Origin of the sequence: Rhodococcus sp. NJ-530 (assembly GCF_003860625.1) — a bacterium.
Classification (GTDB): Bacteria; Actinomycetota; Actinomycetes; order Mycobacteriales; family Mycobacteriaceae; genus Rhodococcus_F; species Rhodococcus_F qingshengii.
Genome location: NZ_CP034152.1, coordinates 4468692 through 4486072, shown reverse-complemented (window position 1 = coordinate 4486072; position 17381 = coordinate 4468692). Strand labels below are relative to the sequence as shown.

Here is a 17381-nt window from a genome sequence, read left to right as displayed (position 1 = left end):
ACGGATCAGACGGGCTGATTCTGCTTACGCCAACGGGCGTTCAGGAAACCCAATGCCGCGATCACGAGGAACAACACGGTGGTCGAGATCAACTGTGCACGGGCATCGGCGTCGAAGAGCATGAGGACGACGAACACACCGAGCATCGCGAGTGTCGCGTAGCTCAGATACGGGAACAGCCACATCCGAACCGTCAGCTTGCCCGACGCTTCGAGTTGTTTTCGCAGTCGCAGATGCGAGACGACGATGAAGATCCAGATGACCAGCAGCGCAGCGCCGACTGCGTTGAGCAGGATGCCGAGCAGGTCGTCGGGGAGCAGCCAGTTGAGCAGGACGCTGACGAAGCCGAAGAACACCGACAGCAGAACGGCATTGGTCGGAACTCCGGTGCTCGACAGTTTCGCCATGAAGGCGGGTCCGTCGCCGCGGCGCGAAAGTGAGAACGCCATGCGAGAGGTGCCGTAGATGTTGGCGTTGAAGGCGGAAAGCAACGCCACTACTACGACGAGTTCCATGAACCCGGCAACGCCTGGAATGTTCGCCTTGTTCAGGACGGCCACAAACGGGCCGCTCTCGAGTTCGGGGTCGTTCCAGGGCAGCACCAGAACCATGATCGAGATGGCGCCGATGTAGAAGACGCTGATGCGCCACACGACGCTCCGGACAGCGACGGCGATGGAGCGTTCCGGATTCTCGGATTCGGCTGCGGCGATGGTGACGATCTCGATCCCACCGAAGGCGAATGCCACGACGAGAAGTCCTGCGGCTATGCCGGACAATCCATTGGGCATGAAGCCGCCCTGCCCGAACAGATTGCTCGTACCGACCGGGTCGGTATCGGGGAGGATGCCGAACACCAGCAGGACACCGATGATCAGGAAGCCGATGATGACGGTGACTTTGATTGCGGCGAACCAGAACTCGAACTCACCGAAGTTGCTGACTTTCGCCAGGTTCACCACGGCGAAGAACACCACGAAAACCAGGGCGACAACCCATTGCGGGATCGACGGCACCCAGTCGTTCACGATCGCCGAAGCCCCGGTGATCTCGGCGCCCAGCACCATGATCAGCATGAACCAGTAGAGCCAGCCCATCACGAAGCCGGCCCACTCGCCGATCCCCAGGCGCGCGTAGTGAGAGAAGGAACCGCTGGCCGGGATCGCGGCGCCCATCTCGCCGAGCATGCGCATCACGAACACCACGACGGCGCCCGCAAGGATGTAGGAGATCAGGACGGCCGGCCCGGCCTTGGCGATACCGACGCCGGTTCCGAGGAACAGGCCGGCGCCGATGGCCGAGCCCAGGCCCATCATCGTCAGATGGCGGACCTTGAGACCGTGGCCGAGAGCAGTGGTTGTTCCGTCGGAGACGTCGGTGCTACTCATCAGTCGTTGGCGTGCAAAGCAGCGTTCAGTTCGACGCCGGTGCCCTTCCACGGCACGACCTCGACGGCACCCGAGACCGAGTTACGACGGAAGAGAAGGTTCGACTTGCCGCTCAGTTCCTTGGCCTTGACGACGGTTCCGTCCGGGCCGGTGACCTTGGTGCCGGCGGTGACGTAGAGGCCCGCTTCGAGGACGCAGTCGTCGCCGAGCGAAATGCCGAGGCCGGCGTTTGCGCCGAGGAGGCAGCGCTTGCCGAGGGAGATCGTTTCCTTGCCTCCACCGGAGAGGGTGCCCATGATCGAGGCGCCGCCGCCCACGTCGGATCCGTCGTCGACGACGACGCCCGCGGAGATCCGGCCTTCGACCATCGAGTTGCCGAGGGTGCCGGCGTTGAAGTTGACGAAGCCCTCGTGCATGACGGTCGTTCCGCTGGCGAGGTGTGCACCGAGTCGGACACGGTCCGCGTCACCGATGCGAACTCCGGACGGCACGACGTAGTCGACCATGCGGGGGAACTTGTCGACGCTGAACACGGTCACGACGCCGCGGATGCGCAGACGCGAGCGAACCTGCTCGAAACCTTCGACGGCGCACGGGCCGAAGTTGGTCCACACGACGTTGCTGAGCAGGCCGAACTGGCCGTCGAGGTTGACACCGTGGGGTGCGACGAGACGGTGCGAGAGGAGATGGAGGCGCAGGTAGACGTCATGTGCGTCGACCGGCGCCTTGGAGAGATCGGCGATGGTGGTGCGCACGACGACCTGCGATACCTCGCGAGCGTCGTCAGTGCCTGCCAGCAGTGCAAGATCGGAAGGAATATCTGTTCCCTCGACGTTCTCGGTACCGGTCTTGTCGAATGTTCCCAGCTCCGGTGCCGGGAACCAGGTGTCGAGGACGGTTCCGTCCGCGGTCACGTTGGCGATACCTACTGCTGTTGCTCCCTGTGCGCTCACGGGACTAGAGATTACTGGGTGGTGGGTGCACCGGCCTAGGCTGGTGCGTGTGAGCATCCTCGATCTTGCTTCGGACCCCATCGACTTGACGGCCGCCCTGGTCGACATCCCCAGCGTCTCGCACGACGAATCCGTCATTGCGCAGGCTGTCGAGGATGCGCTGCGTGAGCAGACTTCGGGCTTCGAGATCATCCGCAACGGCAATGCCGTGTTGGCGCGTACGTCGCGTGGTTTGCCCAGTCGGGTCATGCTCGCCGGACATCTGGATACGGTGCCGATCGCGGACAACGTTCCTTCGCGGCGTGACGGCGACATCCTGCACGGCTGCGGGACCGTGGACATGAAGTCGGGCGACGCGGTCTTCCTACACCTTGCGGCCACCATCGAGAACCTGGCCCACGATCTGACCCTCGTCTTCTACGACTGCGAAGAGATCGCCGCAACGTACAACGGCCTGGGACGGATCGAACGCGAGATCCCGCAATGGCTCGCGGCGGACGTCGCAATTCTCGGTGAGCCGACGGCCGGTTTCATCGAGGCCGGGTGTCAGGGCACGATGCGGGTGCGGTTGACGGCTTCGGGAACTCGCGCCCATTCGGCCAGGTCCTGGCTGGGGGACAATGCCATTCACAAGTTCAGCGGAGCGTTGGAGCGGTTGTCGAGTTACCAGCCGCGCTCGGTCGACATCGACGGTTGCGGCTACCGCGAGGGCTTGTCGGCGGTGCGGATCTCCGGTGGCGTCGCCGGAAACGTCGTCCCGGACGAAGCCGAGATGGACGTCAACTTCCGATTCGCACCCGATCGCAGCGAGGCACAAGCCGAGGCGCACGTGCGCGAAGTGTTCGACGGTCTGGGCCTCGGATTCGAGGTCACCGACTCCTCGCCTGGCGCGCTGCCCGGCTTGGCGAACCCGTCCGCTGCCGCCCTGATCGAGGCGGCCGGTGGTCAGTTCCGTGCGAAGTACGGGTGGACCGACGTGTCCAGGTTCTCGGCGCTCGGCATTCCTGCCGTGAACTACGGACCGGGTGATCCGAACCTCGCGCACAAGCGCGACGAGCACGTTCCGGTGCAGCAGATCACCGACGTCGCGGCCGTGCTGAGGAAGTATCTGTCGGCCTGACCGTTAGCCTTGCCGCATGGCACCAGAGAAGAATTCGGCTTCGAAGAAGCAGAGCTCGTCGATCAAGCACCGCGGGCCGGTTCAGCTTCGACGCAAGCGCAAGGACGAGAAGACCACGACGGATCAGCGCTTGCTCGACAAGCGCGGACCCACGGATTGGGTACACACCGATCCGTGGCGTGTGCTGCGTATCCAGAGCGAATTCATCGAAGGTTTCGGCGCACTCGCCGAGGTCCCGCGTGCGGTGACGGTGTTCGGTTCGGCCCGCACCACGGTCGATCATCCCGAGTACCAATCCGGGCGCGAGCTGGGAACGGCGTTGGCCGAGGCCGGGTACGCCGTCATCACCGGTGGTGGGCCAGGGGTGATGGAAGCTGCCAACCGCGGTTGCAGCGAGGCCGGCGGATACTCGATCGGCCTCGGCATCGAGTTGCCGTTCGAGCAGGGACTCAACGAGTGGGTGGATCTCGGAATCAACTTCCGGTACTTCTTCGCACGCAAGACGATGTTCGTGAAGTACTCCCAGGCATTCATCTGCCTGCCCGGCGGCTTCGGAACACTCGACGAGCTGTTCGAGGCACTCACCCTGGTCCAGACCCACAAGGTCACGCGCTTCCCGATCGTCCTGTTCGGTACCGAGTACTGGTCCGGACTCGTCGACTGGATTCGCGGCACCCTCGAGCGGGACGGCAAGATTTCCGAAGGTGACGTGAATCTGCTGCACGTCACCGACAGCGTGGAAGAAGCAGTACGAATCGTCCTCAACGCCGACAAGGGCGTCGACGAGGCCGCAGATCTGGGGAAAGAAGAAGAATGGTGACCGATTCCGACAAAAAGTACTCGATCTGCGTCTACTGCGCGTCGGGGCCGGTGGACGAATCGTTCCTGGCGTTGGCTGCCGAGGTGGGAACCGCGATCGGTCGACGCGGATGGCAGTTGGTCTCGGGCGGTGGCAACGTGTCGATGATGGGCGCTGTCGCCGAGTCCGCTCGCGCGGCGGGTGCCTGGACCGTCGGCGTCATTCCGAAAGCCTTGGTGCACAAGGAAGTTGCCGACGTTGACGCCGACGAACTGATCGTCACGGACACCATGCGCGAACGCAAGAAGCTGATGGAAGACCACGCCGACGCGTTCATCACGCTGCCCGGCGGAATCGGGACGCTGGAAGAGTTGTTCGAGACGTGGACAGCCGGCTACCTGGGAATGCACGAGAAACCTGTCGTGATGCTCGATCCCGTCGGCCACTTCACCGGCCTGCTCGAGTGGTTGAACAAGCTCGACGGTACCGGCTTCGTCGGGCGTCAGGCGCTGGACACTCTGCTGGTGAGGACGGACGTCGAGGCCGCGCTCGACGCGTGCGTCAAATCCTGATCAGACGCGTGCGTGAAACCCTGACCTGGGGCATGGCGGGCTTTATTACCGTGCAGTAAGGTGGCCGCAGACTGGGCGGCCGAATGGGCGCCGGATACGTGTTAGGGGAGCCATGAGTTCGGAAGCCCGTTCGACCGTCGGCCTGCTCGATCTGGCGGCAAAACTGCCGTCGATGATCACCGAGGTGCCGATCCTGGCGCGGGGGGCCGCCGGGCTCACCCGTAAGCCTTCGGCCAAGGAATCGATCGGGTTGATCTTCCAGAAGGCCGCGCACGCGCACCCGTCGCGCCCGTTCATCCGGTTCGAGGGCCACGCGACCAGTTACGCGGAAGCCAACGAACTGGTGAACCGCTACGCGGACGTTCTCCGTGGTCGAGGAGTCGACCGCGGAGACGTCGTCGGAGTGCTGGCAAAGAACACTCCCGAAGCGCTGCTGATCGCCTTGGCCGCGGTAAAACTCGGCGCGGCAGCGGGCATGCTGAACTACAACCAGCGCGACGACGTTCTGGCACACAGCCTTACGCTTCTCGATGCGCGCGTCCTGGTGGTCGCCGACGAGTGCGAAGAAGCCCTCGAATCGTTGCCCGCCGGATTTAGCGGACCGAACCAACTTCTCGTCAGCGAACTCGCGGATCTGGCGAAGACGGCTGATCCGTCCAACCCCGCGGTCACCGCCGAGGTGCTGGCAAAGGAGAAGGCGTTCTACATCTTCACCTCGGGTACCACCGGAATGCCCAAGGCCAGCTTGATGACTCACTTCCGTTGGTTGAAGTCGATGTCGGGGCTCGGGTTGATGGGCGTGCGCTTGCGCGGCTCGGACACCCTGTACTGCTGCCTGCCGCTCTACCACAACAACGCGTTGACGGTCTCGCTGTCCTCGGTGCTCGCGTCCGGTGCGACAATCGCGATCGGACGTCAGTTCTCGGCCTCGCGGTTCTGGGACGACATCGCACTCAACAAGGCGACCGCGTTCACCTACATCGGCGAACTGTGCCGCTATCTGCTCAACCAGCCGGTCAAGCCGACCGACAGCGACAATGCTGTTCGGCTGATGGTGGGTAACGGTCTGCGCCCTGAGATCTGGGCCGAATTCACCCAGCGGTTCGGCATACCCCGCGTCGCCGAGTTCTACGGTGCGAGCGAATGCAACATTGCGTTCGTCAACGCACTCAACGTCGACAAGACGGCCGGCATCTGCCCGTTGCCGCACGCCGTCGTGGAGTTCGACGAGGACACCGGAAAAGCGTTGCGTGGAGCCGACGGTCGACTCCGCAAGGTTTCCACGGGTCAAGTCGGGCTCCTGCTGTCGAAGGTCACCGACCGAGCGCCTTTCGACGGTTACACCGACGAAGCTGCGAGCAACAGCAAGCTGGTGCGCGGCGGATTCAAGGACGACGACACCTGGTTCGACACCGGAGACCTGGTGCGCAAGCAGGGATGGGGCCACGTCGCCTTCGTCGACCGTCTCGGCGACACCTTCCGTTGGAAGGGAGAGAACGTCGCCACCACGGAGGTCGAGGGCGCGCTGAGTTCGCACCCGGCCGTCGAGGAAGCAGTTGTCTACGGCGTCGAGATTCCGGGCACCGACGGTCGCGCGGGCATGGCGGCGGTCAAGCTGCGGGACGGTCAAAGCTTGGAGGGAAGTGAAGTCGCGGCACACCTCTACGGCAAGCTCCCCAACTACGCGGTCCCGCTGTTCATCCGCATCGTCGACTCACTCGAACACACCAGCACTTTCAAGTCGCGCAAGGTGGAATTGCGCAACGAGGGCTACGACGTCGGCGCCGACACTCTGCATGTTCTCGAAGGCCGCGAGGGTGGTTACGTGGACTCGTACGACGAATACGTCGGAAAGGTCGCGGCGGGCTCGGTACCCAAGGGCTAGACCGAGTTCCGTCATGCCAGTATGAGTGGCATGTCTTCACTCCCCGGTTCTACCGCGCAGCCAGGTCCGGCGCCCACCCTGTGTGGGCGTCGAGTCGCGGTCGACCGTGCACTGGTGATGGCCATCGTCAACCGCACTCCCGATTCCTTCTACGACCAAGGCGCGACGTTCTCGGATTCGGCAGCGATGGCTGCCGTCGACAGGGCCGTCGACGAGGGCGCCGATCTGGTGGACATCGGGGGAGTGAAAGCTGGGCCCGGTGACCTCGTCGACGCCGACGAAGAGGTCAGGCGAGTCGTTCCGTTCGTCGCCGCGATCAGAGCCAAGTACCCCGAGCTGATCATCAGCGTCGACACCTGGCGGAGCGGCGTCGCGCGGTTGGCACGCGCCGAAGGCGCCGACCTGATCAACGACACGTGGGCGGGTGCGGATCCCGACCTCGTCCTGGTTGCTGCCGAGACTGGTGCCGGGATCGTCTGCTCGCACACGGGTGGCGCGGTTCCGCGCACCCGCCCGCATCGTGTCCGCTACGACGACGTCGTCGCAGATGTGGTCACCGAGGTCGTGTCGGCGGCAGAGCGCGCCCTGGCACTCGGGGTTCCGCGTGACGCGATCCTGATCGATCCCACCCACGATTTCGGTAAGAACACCTTCCACGGGCTCGAGTTGTTGCGGAAAGTGGACGTTCTTGTAAACACCGGGTGGCCAGTGCTGATGGCGCTGAGTAATAAGGACTTCATCGGGGAGACTCTTGGTGTGGAGCTTTCCGAGAGGTTGGAGGGAACATTGGCAGCGACAGCAATGGCCGCGGCGGGCGGCGCCCGGGTGTTCCGTGTTCACGAGGTGGCGTCCACCCGTCGAGTCGTCGACATGGTGGCCGCGATCCAGGGACGCCGTGCCCCGGTACGTACGGTTCGAGGTCTGGCATGAGCATCACCGGTGCGGGCCCGACCCGCGTATGGGCAGACGCCAACAGTTGGGACCATCCGAGTTGGACGGTCGCCGAGCTCGAACGGGCGAAGGGTGGCCGAACCGTCTCGGTGGTGTTGCCCGCGCTCAACGAAGAGGACACCGTTGCTGCGGTGGTCGACACCATTCATCCGTTGCTCGGTGGTTTGGTCGACGAGTTGATCGTTCTCGATTCCGGTTCGACCGACCGTACCGCCGAGCGTGCTCGCGCGGCGGGGGCGACGGTGATCAGTCGTGAGAGCGCAGTCCCGTCCATCCCGCCGACCGCGGGCAAGGGCGAGGTGCTGTGGCGTTCGGTCGCCGCAACGACCGGCGATCTGATCGCATTCGTCGACTCCGATCTCATCAATCCCGATCCGGCGTTCGTGCCCAAACTGCTGGGGCCGCTGCTCACGGTTGACGGCATCCATCTGGTGAAGGGCTACTACCGCCGTCCGCTGCGCGTGAGCGGCACGGAGGATGCCAACGGCGGCGGGCGAGTCACGGAATTGGTTGCGCGGCCCATGTTGGCCGCGCTGCGGCCGGAACTCACGTCGGTACTGCAACCGCTTGGCGGTGAATACGCGGGCACCCGTGAGCTGCTGTCCGCTGTCCCGTTCGCGCCCGGCTACGGCGTCGAGATCGGCCTTCTGCTCGACACGTACGACACGTTGGGGCTGGCGGCGATCGGTCAGGTCAATCTCGGTGTGCGCAAGCATCGCAACCGGCCGCTCGCCGACCTCGGTGTGATGAGCCGGCAGATCATCGGAACGATGCTCCGGCGGTGCGGGATCGAGGATTCGGGTGCCGGGTTGACCCAATTCCTGGTCGACGGCGATTCTTTCGTGCCCGAGACCACCGAGGTTTCGCTACTCGATCGACCCCCGATGAATTCGATAGTGCGCACCGCGGGGGTCTGACCGCTCACACTCGGGTATGGGAGTATCGGTCCATGATGACGATCCTCCTGTACCTGATTGTCATGGCACTGGTCGGCGCGATGATCTTCCTCGCCGCCAGCGCTGTGTTCGGGCGCTCGGAAGAGCTGCCGCCGCTGCCTCCTGGCACGACGGCGACCGTACTCCCGGCAGAGGACGTCACCGGGGCGGATGTCGACGCGCTGCGTTTTCAGCAGGTGCTGCGTGGCTACAAGGCGAGTGAAGTGGATTGGGCCCTGCATCGCCTCGGGTTGGAAATCGATTCTCTGCGTGCACAACTGGGCCGTGACGAGCGGTCTGAGGTCCTGGTGAAAGCGGATGCTCCGGCCAAGGCCGAAGCATCGCAGGAGGAGCCTGAGACCGTATCCGAATCGAAGGATTCCCAGGGCTGATGGCCGACGGACTCGTTCGGTGCGGCTGGGTGGTCGAGACGCCCGGCGACACGCTCTACCGCGACTATCACGACGAGGAGTGGGGGCGTCCGCTGCACGGGCGCGACGAACTGTTCGAACGACTCGCCCTCGAAGCATTCCAATCGGGACTTTCGTGGATCACGATTCTGCGCAAACGCGAGGCGTTCCGCGAAGCCTTCGACGGGTTCGATCCGGACAAGGTCGCAGCGTACGGAGTTGCGGATGTCGAGAGATTGCTCTCCGATGCCGCGATCGTCCGCAATCGCGCGAAGATCGAGGCGACGATTTCCAACGCCCGAGTGCTCGTGAATTCGCCCGATCTGGACCTCGATTCGTTACTCTGGTCGTTCTCGCCGCCTCGACGCACCAGAAGACTGACATCAATTGCAGAGGTTCCCGCGGTCACTCCCGAGTCGACTGCCATGGCTAAGGAACTCAAGCGGCGCGGGTTCAAGTTTGTGGGTCCTACCACGGCTTATGCGCTCATGCAGGCTACCGGAATGGTCGATGATCACGTGGCTGATTGCTGGGTTCCGGTGCAGGTGTGACGGTCGACTGAACACCCCTAAATGTGACTCAGATTCCCGGTTCCCGCATCCATAGGGAACAATGGAGGGTACGAGCCTCGCTGATTGTTGGCGGGGCGCACCGTTAGTCGAGGCGCAGAGCAATGCAGCGCAGATCTGGAGGGAGCAGAGGATGGCGGCCATGAAGCCCCGGACCGGGGACGGTCCCCTCGAAGCAACCAAAGAGGGACGAGGAATCGTCATGCGGGTTCCACTCGAGGGTGGCGGACGCCTCGTCGTCGAGCTGACCCCGGATGAAGCTGCAGCGCTCGGTGTGGAACTCACGAACGTCACCAGCTAGTCGGGTCCAGGTTGTAGCAGTACGAACAACAGCACGTGATTGCACGCAGGCTCCGTATCCGTTTCGGTACGGGGCCTGAAGTGTGTGCGCACCGCCGGTAGCCGAAAGGACGGATCAATGCTTGCCGCCGTGATCGATCTTCTGTCCTGCCCGCAGTGTGCTGCTGATCTGGAATTGGTGGACGGCGCCGCCGAGTGCGACCGCGGACATCGATTCGATATCGCTCGCCAGGGTTACGTGAGCCTGATCAGTGGCGGTGCCACGAAGTTCACCGGCGACAGTGCCGAGATGATTGCCGCGCGTGCACGATTGCTCGGCGCCGGCCACTTCGGCCCGCTGATGGATGCCGTCACCCGAGCCTGCGCGACGACGGCGAGGTCGGATCCCGCGCGGATCGTCGAAATCGGCGCAGGCACAGGACAATACCTCGCACACGTCGTGGATTCGCTGCCTGATTCTCGGGCGATAGCCTTGGACGTGTCCAAGTTCGCGGCCCGGCGTGCCGCGAAGGTCCACGAAAGAATCGGTTCGATCGTCGCAGACGTCTGGCAACCACTACCCATTCGCGACGGAGCGCTCTCTCACGTGCTCTGTGTGTTCGCTCCTCGTAACGGTCCGCAGTCCCATCGAGTTCTCGCCGAAGACGGCGTTCTGGTGGTCCTGACGCCCACCGACAGGCATCTGCGCGAGCTCATCGACATTCTCGCGATGGTCCGGGTCGACGACCGCAAAGTGGAACGTCTCGAATCGTCGATGGCCGGATACTTCGAGCGTGTGAGTAGCGACGAGGTCGAGTTCACGATGTCACTCTCACACCAGGACGTCCTCGACTTGGTGGGGATGGGACCGTCGGCGAGACACCTGACGCCCGCCGATCTGGCTGCCGCCGTGGCGAAGCTGCCGCAGCCGAGCACCGTCACCGCGTCGGCGACGGTCTCGACCTATCGCAAGATCTGACGCGGATCAGCGTCTCGTGACGGCGTCCGCGTAGACCTCGAGCGTCTGCTTGGCGATTTCGGCCCAGGAGAACTCGTCGATCGCACGGATCCTGCCCGCACGACCCATCGCGTCGGCGCCTTCTCGGTCGGCGACAACGGCATTGACGGTGGCCGCGAGCGATTCCTCGAATGCGTTCGGCTCGTAGGCGTTGTAGTGCACGAGTCGACCGGTGACGCCGTCGGCGACCACCTCGGGGATGCCGCCGACGTCGGAAGCGACCACGGCGGTCTCACACGCCATGGCTTCGAGATTGACGATCCCGAGGGGTTCGTACACCGAAGGGCAGACGAATACCGTTGCTGCCGAAAGTATTTCCCTGATCTGCTCGGTCGGGAGCATCTCGCGCACCCAGTAGACATTGCCCCGGTGCCGGGCGAGTTCGGCCACCGCCTTCTCCGTCTCGGCGGCGATCTCCGGCGTATCGGGAGCGCCGGCGCAAAGCACGAGCTGAATCTCCGGGTCGAAGTGGTGGGCTGCCGCGACGAGGTGCCCGACGCCCTTCTGCCTCGTGATGCGTCCGACAAAGGCCACGATGGGTTTTGCCGGGTCGACGCCGATCGACGCGAGTGCGGACTGTGCTCCCGGCGCAGATCCCCCGGGATGCCATACCTCGGTGTCGATTCCGTTGCGGACTACGTGAACGCGACTCGGATCGACAGCGGGGTACGCGTCGAGGACGTCGAGTCGCATACCGGAACTGACGGCGATGATCGCGTCTGCGTGCTCGACGGCGTTGCGTTCGGACCACGACGAGATCCGATAGCCGCCGCCTAGCTGTTCGGCCTTCCACGGGCGTCTGGGCTCGAGTGAGTGCGCGGTGAGGATGTGCGGCACGTCGTAGAGAGCCGACGCGAGATGCCCGGCCAGTCCGGTGTACCAGGTGTGGGAGTGGACGATGTCGACACCGGCCGCGGCGTCCGCCATGCGCAGTTCGGTGGAGAGCGTCGTCAGGGCCGGGTTGGATCCGGCGAGAGCGGGGTCGGGAGAGTGGACGATCGCGCCTTCGCGCGGGGCGCCCATGCAGTGCACGTCGACCTCGCACAGCCGTTTCATCTGAGCGACGAGCTCGGTTACGTGTACTCCTGCGCCGCCGTAGATCTCCGGCGGGTATTCCTTGGTCATCATCGCGACTCGCACGCGCTAAACCTAACCGCCCGTGGTCGATCCGGCTACCGATCACGTTATCCCCGACCGTTCGGAGGGGGACACGATCGGACCTCTCGGACTGCTTCGCTAGCGGGAGTTCACCAGTGCGGATAGGTTAGCGGTGTGAGAAGCCAGCCGCATGTGCTTGGAATCGTGCTCGCCGGGGGCGAGGGCAAACGCTTGTATCCGCTGACCGCGGACAGAGCGAAGCCCGCAGTGCCCTTCGGAGGTGCATATCGACTTATCGACTTCGTGTTGAGCAACCTTGTCAACGCGGGATATCTGCGTATTTGTGTGTTGACGCAATACAAGTCACATTCACTCGACCGCCACATTTCGCAGACGTGGCGGTTGTCCGGGTTCGCGGGTGAGTACATCACCCCGGTCCCGGCCCAGCAGCGGCTCGGGCCGCGCTGGTACACCGGCAGCGCCGACGCAATCCTGCAGTCGCTCAATCTCGTTTACGACGAGGACCCCGAGTACATCGTGGTTTTCGGTGCCGACCACGTGTACCGGATGGATCCGGAACAGATGGTTCAGCACCACATCGAATCCGGGGCAGGCGTGACGGTCGCGGGTATTCGTGTACCGCGAAGTGAGGCTTTTGCTTTCGGCTGCATCGACAGTGACGAGTCCGGACGCATCACCCAGTTCCTGGAAAAGCCCGCCCATCCTCCCGGCACACCGGACGACCCAAATTCCACGTTCGCGTCCATGGGTAACTATGTGTTCACCACCAAGGTGCTCGTGGACGCCATCCGCGCTGATTCCGAGAACTCCGATTCCGACCACGACATGGGCGGAGACATCATTCCCGCCTTGGTCGCCGCGGGTGAGGCGTCGGTCTACGACTTCAAGGACAACGTCGTTCCCGGCGCCACCGATCGAGACCGCGGCTACTGGCGTGACGTCGGTACCCTCGACGCCTTCTACGACGCTCACATGGACCTGGTGTCGGTGCACCCGATCTTCAATCTCTACAACCGTCGCTGGCCCATCCGCGGCGCCACCGAGAATCTCGCGCCCGCAAAGTTCGTGAAGGGCGGACTCGCGCAGGAATCGGTCGTCGGTGCGGGGTCGATCCTGTCCGCGGCGACCGTGCGCAATTCGGTACTCAGTTCCAACGTGATGATCGAGGACGGTGCGACCGTCGAGGGCAGCGTGCTGATGCCGGGTGTGCGCATCGGCAAGGGTGCCGTCGTACGGCGAGCGATCCTCGACAAGAACGTCGTCGTCGGTGACGGCGAAATCATCGGCGTCGATCTCGAACGTGACCGCGAACGATTTGCCGTCAGTCAGGGTGGCGTCGTCGCCATCGGTAAGGGCGTCTGGATCTAGAGCTTGCTCGCGCAGAGGAGGCCGTCACCGAGGGGAGGAGGACTCGAATGAGTCGCTCGTCCTCGGTCACGGCCTTTGCCGCTTCTCGGACCGCAACCGTTGTCGCGTCGCGTGCGGAGCTGTCGGCAACGCGGCCGTCGGCCAGGGCGTTGTGCAGAACGATGACACCGCCGGAGCGCAGCAGGCGGACACCTTCGCGGACGTAGTGCGGGTGGTCGATCGCGGCGCAGTCGACGAACACCAGGTCGTAGCCGCCGTCCGCGAGCCGGGGAAGCACGTCGAGAGCCCGTCCGTTGATGAGGCGAGTGCGTGCCGGAGCGATTCCGCTTTCGCGGAAGGTCAGCTTGGCTGCTCGTTGATGTTCGGGTTCGCTGTCGATCGTGGTCAGGACGCCGTCGTCGCGCATGCCGTGCAGAAGCCACAGGCTGCTCACGCCGGCTCCGGTACCTACCTCGACGGCCGTCTTCGCGTCGAGCATTCTCGCGAACATCGCGAGGGTCGCGCCGACGGCGGGCGTCACCGGATGGGCTCCGAGATCCAGCGCTCGATCTCGCGCCGCGGTCAAAATCTCGTCCTCGGAAACTACGTCCTCGACGTGGCGGAGTATCTGTTCGGCGTGGGTCACGCTCATGAGGTTATCGGGCGGTTCGGATTGTCGCTGCAAGGCGCGCAGTCACCAGGATTCTCAGGAATCCCTCAGGCTCCTCATATGGCGTGCACACCGCGATGAGAAAAGGTATATACATCGCCGGATCGAAGATCGCACGGCGGTATCGATTTCTACCAAGTTGGTCTTTCGCAGCTCGGTGATCGGGAACAAATCACAGCAACGGCTGGTTCTCCCGAATATCGCGCATCACGTGATTCGGACAACGCGGTGATCGAACTACGCGATCCCGAGCAGGAGGATCAACTTATTTACCAGGTCAACGACGAGCCTCGCCCTCGAGAGTCGGAAGTTTTGACGACGGAATCGGCTGTGGATTCCGAATTGATCGGCACTGCTGTGTTCGATGCAACTGGTGAGAAGTCCTCCATGCCGTCTTGGGACGAACTCGTGCGTCAGCACGGTGACCGGGTGTACCGCCTGGCCTACCGGTTGTCAGGCGATGCCCAGGACGCCGAGGACTTGACGCAGGACACCTTCATCCGGGTGTTCCGCTCGCTCTCCGATTATCAGCCCGGAACTTTCGAGGGCTGGTTGCACCGCATCACCACAAACCTGTTCCTCGACATGGTTCGCCGACGCAATCGCATCCGTATGGAAGCGCTGCCCGAGGACTACGACCGCGTTCCCTCGCCCGGTCCGGACCCCGAGCAGATCTACCACGACGCGCGCCTCGACGCAGGTCTGCAGGCCGCACTGGACTCACTCGCACCTGAATTTCGTGCCGCTGTCGTGCTCTGTGACATCGAAGGTCTGTCGTACGAGGAAATCGGTGCCACACTGGGAGTGAAGCTCGGAACGGTTCGTAGCCGTATCCATCGTGGGCGACAGGCGATTCGTGATCATCTGGCAGCGCAGCGCGCAGCCGAATCCGAACTCGTCGGTTTCTGACGGTCGGGTTCGAGCTACAGAGCGGGACGTGGTCAATCACCTGGAGGGACGAATGACGGAGGCGCGGGCACATCGCCAGTTCGGTTCGACCGAACATCTGGCCAGCGAGGCAATCGCTGCCTACGTCGACGGAGAACTCCGAATGCAGGCCTACTTGCGGGCCTCGCATCACATCTCGATCTGCGCCGAGTGCGCTGCGGCCGTCGATGCTCAGCAGCAGGCACGTGGTGCGCTGCGTCGAAGCGGCGAGATGACGATGCCGTTGTCCCTGGTGGGACTTCTCAGCCAGATTCCTTCGTGCAACAGTCCGACTACCGGGCCGAATTCGGAAAACGCCGACAGTTCCGTCGGTAATCAACCCGCCGGCTTCTCCACCATCAGCAAGAGGTTGTCCCGTCGCTGGCGCAAATGACGCCGCGCGCCAGCTTCCCGGCGCGGATCAGTGATACTGGACCATGTGACTGACGGAAAAAGGGGGCACTCCGGAGTGAGTTCGGATTCTTCGGCAAACGGTTCGGTGGACAGACCGGCAGATGCGCCGGTTCTCGACCCCCGTCCGGTCTATCGACCCCAGATCGATCCGGCCTCGCGCCAGGTGTTCGGTCGGCCGAGTGGAGTCGAGGGCTCGTTCACTCCGGTGGCCGCGCGATCGACTCCGTCCTCCGATGTCGTGATCGGGACTCCGGACCCGGTTCTGGCCGAAGCGTTCGGTCGACCCGCAGACGCCACCGAGTCGATCGGTCGCGATCCCGAGGCGACGGCGAACAACACGCCCGACGAAGAACCGCCGCGTGATCCGTGGCGTGATCCTGAATCCGCCGTCTCGCTGGGCAAGCCCGCAGAGTCCGAGGCGCCGGTGCAGTTGCCTCCCGCCCAGAAACTCGACGTGCGTGAGCTGTTGTTCGGTCGCAAGGTCGCCCCCTCGGCGCTGGCCGCGCTTGCGGGCATTGCGCTTGTCATCGCTCTCGTCGGTGGGTTGCTTGCCACTGTCATCACTGCCGATCGCAGTTCACTCACCAGTTCACGTGTCACGCTCGTTCAATCCGGCGGTGGGGAACAGCCGGAGTCTCAGGTGGCGAAGGTCGCCGACGCGGTACTGCCATCCGTGGTGTCGATTCAGGTCGCCGTCGGTGACCAGGGCAGCACGGGTTCCGGTGTGGTCATCTCGGGTGAGGGATACATCGTCACCAACAACCACGTGATCTCCTCGGCCGTTCCGCCCGCTCAGGACGCGAAGATCCAGGTGATCTTCTCCGACGGAACCAAGACCGACGCCCAGATCGTTGGACGTGACGTCAAGACAGACCTCGCAGTGCTCAAGGTGTCGGCGAACAATCTGACGGTCGCTCAGCTCGGAAAATCCGAGGATGTTCAGGTGGGCGACGACGTCGTCGCCGTCGGCTCACCGCTCGGATTGAGCAAGACCGTCACCCGCGGAATCGTCAGTGCACTGAACCGGCCTCTGCGGTTGTCGGGTGAAGGCACCGACACCAACGCCGTCATCGACGCCGTCCAGACCGACGCGGCGATCAATCACGGCAACTCCGGTGGTGCGCTCGTCGACGATGAAGCCCGCGTCATCGGCATCAACACCGCAATGCTCAGTGAGTCCGGTGGTTCGGTCGGGCTCGGCTTCGCGATTCCGATCGACACGGTCACCGAGGTGGCTCAGACCATCATCCGTGACGGCAAGGTTCATCACCCCGACATCGGCGTGAATGCCCGCACCGCGGTCAATGACGCGACCAGTGGTGCTGCGGTGGCCAACGTGCGCGACGGCAGCCCCGCTCAACGTGCGGGGATCGTCGAGGGTGACGTCATCGTCAAGGTCGGTGACCGACCGGTGACAAGCGCCGACGAATTGGTGGTTGCGGTCAACGCGACGACCGTCGATCAGCCTGTCAACGTTCAGTTGATCCGCGACGGACGGCAGGTCGACATTTCGGTCACGCCGGTGTCGGACTGATCGGACCCTGCGATCTTCCTGTGAGGTTGATCCGGACATGCACGCACCGAGCGAGCACACAGTAGGCTGACCCTGTGTTTGGCAACATCGGTTGGGGCGAGTTCATGATCCTCCTCGTAGCGGCTCTGGTCATCTTGGGACCTGAGCGGCTTCCTGGTGCGGTCTCCTGGGTCACGAAATCCCTGAGGCAGGTGCGCGAATATGCTTCGGGCGCTTCCAATCAGCTCAAGGAAGAACTGGGCACCGATTTCGAGGATCTGCGTAAACCGCTCGCAGATCTGAACAAGCTGCGCGGAATGACGCCGCGCGCAGTGATCACCCAGCACCTCCTCGACGGCGACGACTCCATCTTCACGGGCAACTTCGACAAGAAGCCGCAGAGCGGAGTGCAGGAGCCGAAGACGCTGTCGAAGGACAAGCCACTCACCGCCGGCGAACGTCCTCCGGTGGACTTCGACGCCACCTAGATTCGACATACGCAAGGGCGCCCG

The 17381-nt window shown here is 63.7% G+C and carries 18 protein-coding genes and 1 pseudogene; 15 read left to right on the top strand and 4 right to left on the bottom strand.

Annotated elements, in window-relative coordinates; translation table 11 throughout:
- Nucleotides 1-5: 5 nt before the first annotated feature.
- A complete protein-coding gene (locus EHW12_RS20720; protein ID WP_003945184.1) occupies nt 6-1388 on the bottom strand; it encodes an amino acid permease in 1383 nt (460 codons plus the stop codon).
- Entirely contained in the window at nt 1388-2341 is a 954-nt protein-coding gene (gene dapD, locus EHW12_RS20715) for a 2,3,4,5-tetrahydropyridine-2,6-dicarboxylate N-succinyltransferase (RefSeq protein WP_019749368.1), read from the bottom strand. The genes EHW12_RS20720 and dapD overlap by 1 nt, the downstream gene beginning before the upstream one ends.
- 49 nt (nt 2342-2390) lie before the next feature.
- Here dapD and dapE point away from each other — a divergent pair, with 49 nt between their 5' ends.
- From dapE to EHW12_RS20665, 10 genes are all read left to right on the top strand, one after another.
- Nucleotides 2391-3461, top strand: a complete 1071-nt coding sequence (gene dapE, locus EHW12_RS20710; RefSeq protein WP_172403543.1) for a succinyl-diaminopimelate desuccinylase — start codon at nt 2391-2393, stop codon at nt 3459-3461.
- Between the two features lie 16 nt (nt 3462-3477).
- Nucleotides 3478-4281 (top strand): TIGR00730 family Rossman fold protein, encoded by an 804-nt coding sequence (locus EHW12_RS20705; RefSeq protein ID WP_003945176.1) that lies wholly within the window; start codon nt 3478-3480, stop codon nt 4279-4281.
- Nucleotides 4275-4832, top strand: coding sequence for a TIGR00730 family Rossman fold protein (locus EHW12_RS20700; RefSeq protein WP_003945191.1), 558 nt, complete (start codon nt 4275-4277; stop codon nt 4830-4832). The genes EHW12_RS20705 and EHW12_RS20700 overlap by 7 nt, the downstream gene beginning before the upstream one ends.
- A gap of 112 nt (nt 4833-4944) precedes the next feature.
- Nucleotides 4945-6717: a long-chain-acyl-CoA synthetase gene (locus tag EHW12_RS20695; protein ID WP_003945170.1), complete on the top strand. Its 1773-nt coding sequence runs from the start codon at nt 4945-4947 to the stop codon at nt 6715-6717.
- Between the two features lie 30 nt (nt 6718-6747).
- Nucleotides 6748-7647, top strand: a complete 900-nt coding sequence (gene folP / locus EHW12_RS20690; RefSeq protein ID WP_070161742.1) for a dihydropteroate synthase — start codon at nt 6748-6750, stop codon at nt 7645-7647.
- Nucleotides 7644-8585, top strand: a complete 942-nt coding sequence (locus tag EHW12_RS20685) for a glucosyl-3-phosphoglycerate synthase (RefSeq protein ID WP_003945188.1) — start codon at nt 7644-7646, stop codon at nt 8583-8585. The genes folP and EHW12_RS20685 overlap by 4 nt, the downstream gene beginning before the upstream one ends.
- Before the next feature lie 32 nt (nt 8586-8617).
- Nucleotides 8618-8995: a DivIVA domain-containing protein gene (locus EHW12_RS20680; protein WP_003945181.1), complete on the top strand. Its 378-nt coding sequence runs from the start codon at nt 8618-8620 to the stop codon at nt 8993-8995.
- A complete protein-coding gene (locus EHW12_RS20675) occupies nt 8995-9564 on the top strand; it encodes a DNA-3-methyladenine glycosylase I (RefSeq protein ID WP_030536943.1) in 570 nt (189 codons plus the stop codon). The genes EHW12_RS20680 and EHW12_RS20675 overlap by 1 nt, the downstream gene beginning before the upstream one ends.
- A gap of 151 nt (nt 9565-9715) precedes the next feature.
- A complete protein-coding gene (locus EHW12_RS20670; RefSeq protein ID WP_003945169.1) occupies nt 9716-9883 on the top strand; it encodes a DUF3117 domain-containing protein in 168 nt (55 codons plus the stop codon).
- Nucleotides 9884-10000: 117 nt separating this feature from the next.
- Nucleotides 10001-10840: a putative RNA methyltransferase gene (locus tag EHW12_RS20665; RefSeq protein ID WP_054832111.1), complete on the top strand. Its 840-nt coding sequence runs from the start codon at nt 10001-10003 to the stop codon at nt 10838-10840.
- Between the two features lie 6 nt (nt 10841-10846).
- Here EHW12_RS20665 and glgA read toward each other — a convergent pair whose 3' ends face one another.
- On the bottom strand, nt 10847-12019 hold the full coding sequence (gene glgA, locus EHW12_RS20660) for a glycogen synthase (RefSeq protein WP_003945186.1): 1173 nt from the start codon (nt 12017-12019) through the stop codon (nt 10847-10849).
- Nucleotides 12020-12151: 132 nt separating this feature from the next.
- Between glgA and glgC the strand changes: the two genes are divergently transcribed.
- Nucleotides 12152-13366 (top strand): glucose-1-phosphate adenylyltransferase, encoded by a 1215-nt coding sequence (gene glgC / locus EHW12_RS20655; RefSeq protein WP_003945185.1) that lies wholly within the window; start codon nt 12152-12154, stop codon nt 13364-13366.
- Here the strand turns inward: glgC and EHW12_RS20650 are convergent.
- A pseudogene (locus EHW12_RS20650) lies at nt 13363-13997 on the bottom strand (O-methyltransferase). The gene glgC and the pseudogene EHW12_RS20650 overlap by 4 nt on opposite strands.
- A 330-nt stretch (nt 13998-14327) precedes the next feature.
- Between EHW12_RS20650 and sigE the strand changes: the two are divergent.
- The 4 genes from sigE to tatB all read left to right on the top strand — a co-directional run bounded on the left by sigE (nt 14328) and on the right by tatB (nt 17357).
- Nucleotides 14328-14924 carry an RNA polymerase sigma factor SigE gene (gene sigE, locus EHW12_RS20645; protein ID WP_029255812.1) on the top strand — a complete coding sequence of 199 codons (597 nt, stop codon included), beginning with the start codon at nt 14328-14330 and terminating at the stop codon, nt 14922-14924.
- A 52-nt stretch (nt 14925-14976) separates the two neighbouring features.
- Nucleotides 14977-15336 (top strand): hypothetical protein, encoded by a 360-nt coding sequence (locus tag EHW12_RS20640; RefSeq protein WP_003945180.1) that lies wholly within the window; start codon nt 14977-14979, stop codon nt 15334-15336.
- A gap of 75 nt (nt 15337-15411) precedes the next feature.
- Nucleotides 15412-16890, top strand: coding sequence for a trypsin-like peptidase domain-containing protein (locus EHW12_RS20635; RefSeq protein ID WP_125051622.1), 1479 nt, complete (start codon nt 15412-15414; stop codon nt 16888-16890).
- Between the two features lie 74 nt (nt 16891-16964).
- A complete protein-coding gene (tatB, locus tag EHW12_RS20630) occupies nt 16965-17357 on the top strand; it encodes a Sec-independent protein translocase protein TatB (protein ID WP_003945177.1) in 393 nt (130 codons plus the stop codon).
- Nucleotides 17358-17381 lie beyond the last annotated feature (24 nt).

Coding starts and splice junctions, on each gene's coding strand:
- EHW12_RS20720 (WP_003945184.1), bottom strand. CDS start 1,388: ATGAGTAGCACCGACGTCTCCGACGGAACAACCACTGCTCTCGGCCAC.
- EHW12_RS20680 (WP_003945181.1), top strand. CDS start 8,618: ATGATGACGATCCTCCTGTACCTGATTGTCATGGCACTGGTCGGCGCG.
- folP (WP_070161742.1), top strand. CDS start 6,748: ATGTCTTCACTCCCCGGTTCTACCGCGCAGCCAGGTCCGGCGCCCACC.
- EHW12_RS20670 (WP_003945169.1), top strand. CDS start 9,716: ATGGCGGCCATGAAGCCCCGGACCGGGGACGGTCCCCTCGAAGCAACC.
- EHW12_RS20705 (WP_003945176.1), top strand. CDS start 3,478: ATGGCACCAGAGAAGAATTCGGCTTCGAAGAAGCAGAGCTCGTCGATC.
- EHW12_RS20685 (WP_003945188.1), top strand. CDS start 7,644: ATGAGCATCACCGGTGCGGGCCCGACCCGCGTATGGGCAGACGCCAAC.
- EHW12_RS20695 (WP_003945170.1), top strand. CDS start 4,945: ATGAGTTCGGAAGCCCGTTCGACCGTCGGCCTGCTCGATCTGGCGGCA.
- EHW12_RS20640 (WP_003945180.1), top strand. CDS start 14,977: ATGACGGAGGCGCGGGCACATCGCCAGTTCGGTTCGACCGAACATCTG.
- EHW12_RS20665 (WP_054832111.1), top strand. CDS start 10,001: ATGCTTGCCGCCGTGATCGATCTTCTGTCCTGCCCGCAGTGTGCTGCT.
- EHW12_RS20675 (WP_030536943.1), top strand. CDS start 8,995: ATGGCCGACGGACTCGTTCGGTGCGGCTGGGTGGTCGAGACGCCCGGC.
- EHW12_RS20700 (WP_003945191.1), top strand. CDS start 4,275: ATGGTGACCGATTCCGACAAAAAGTACTCGATCTGCGTCTACTGCGCG.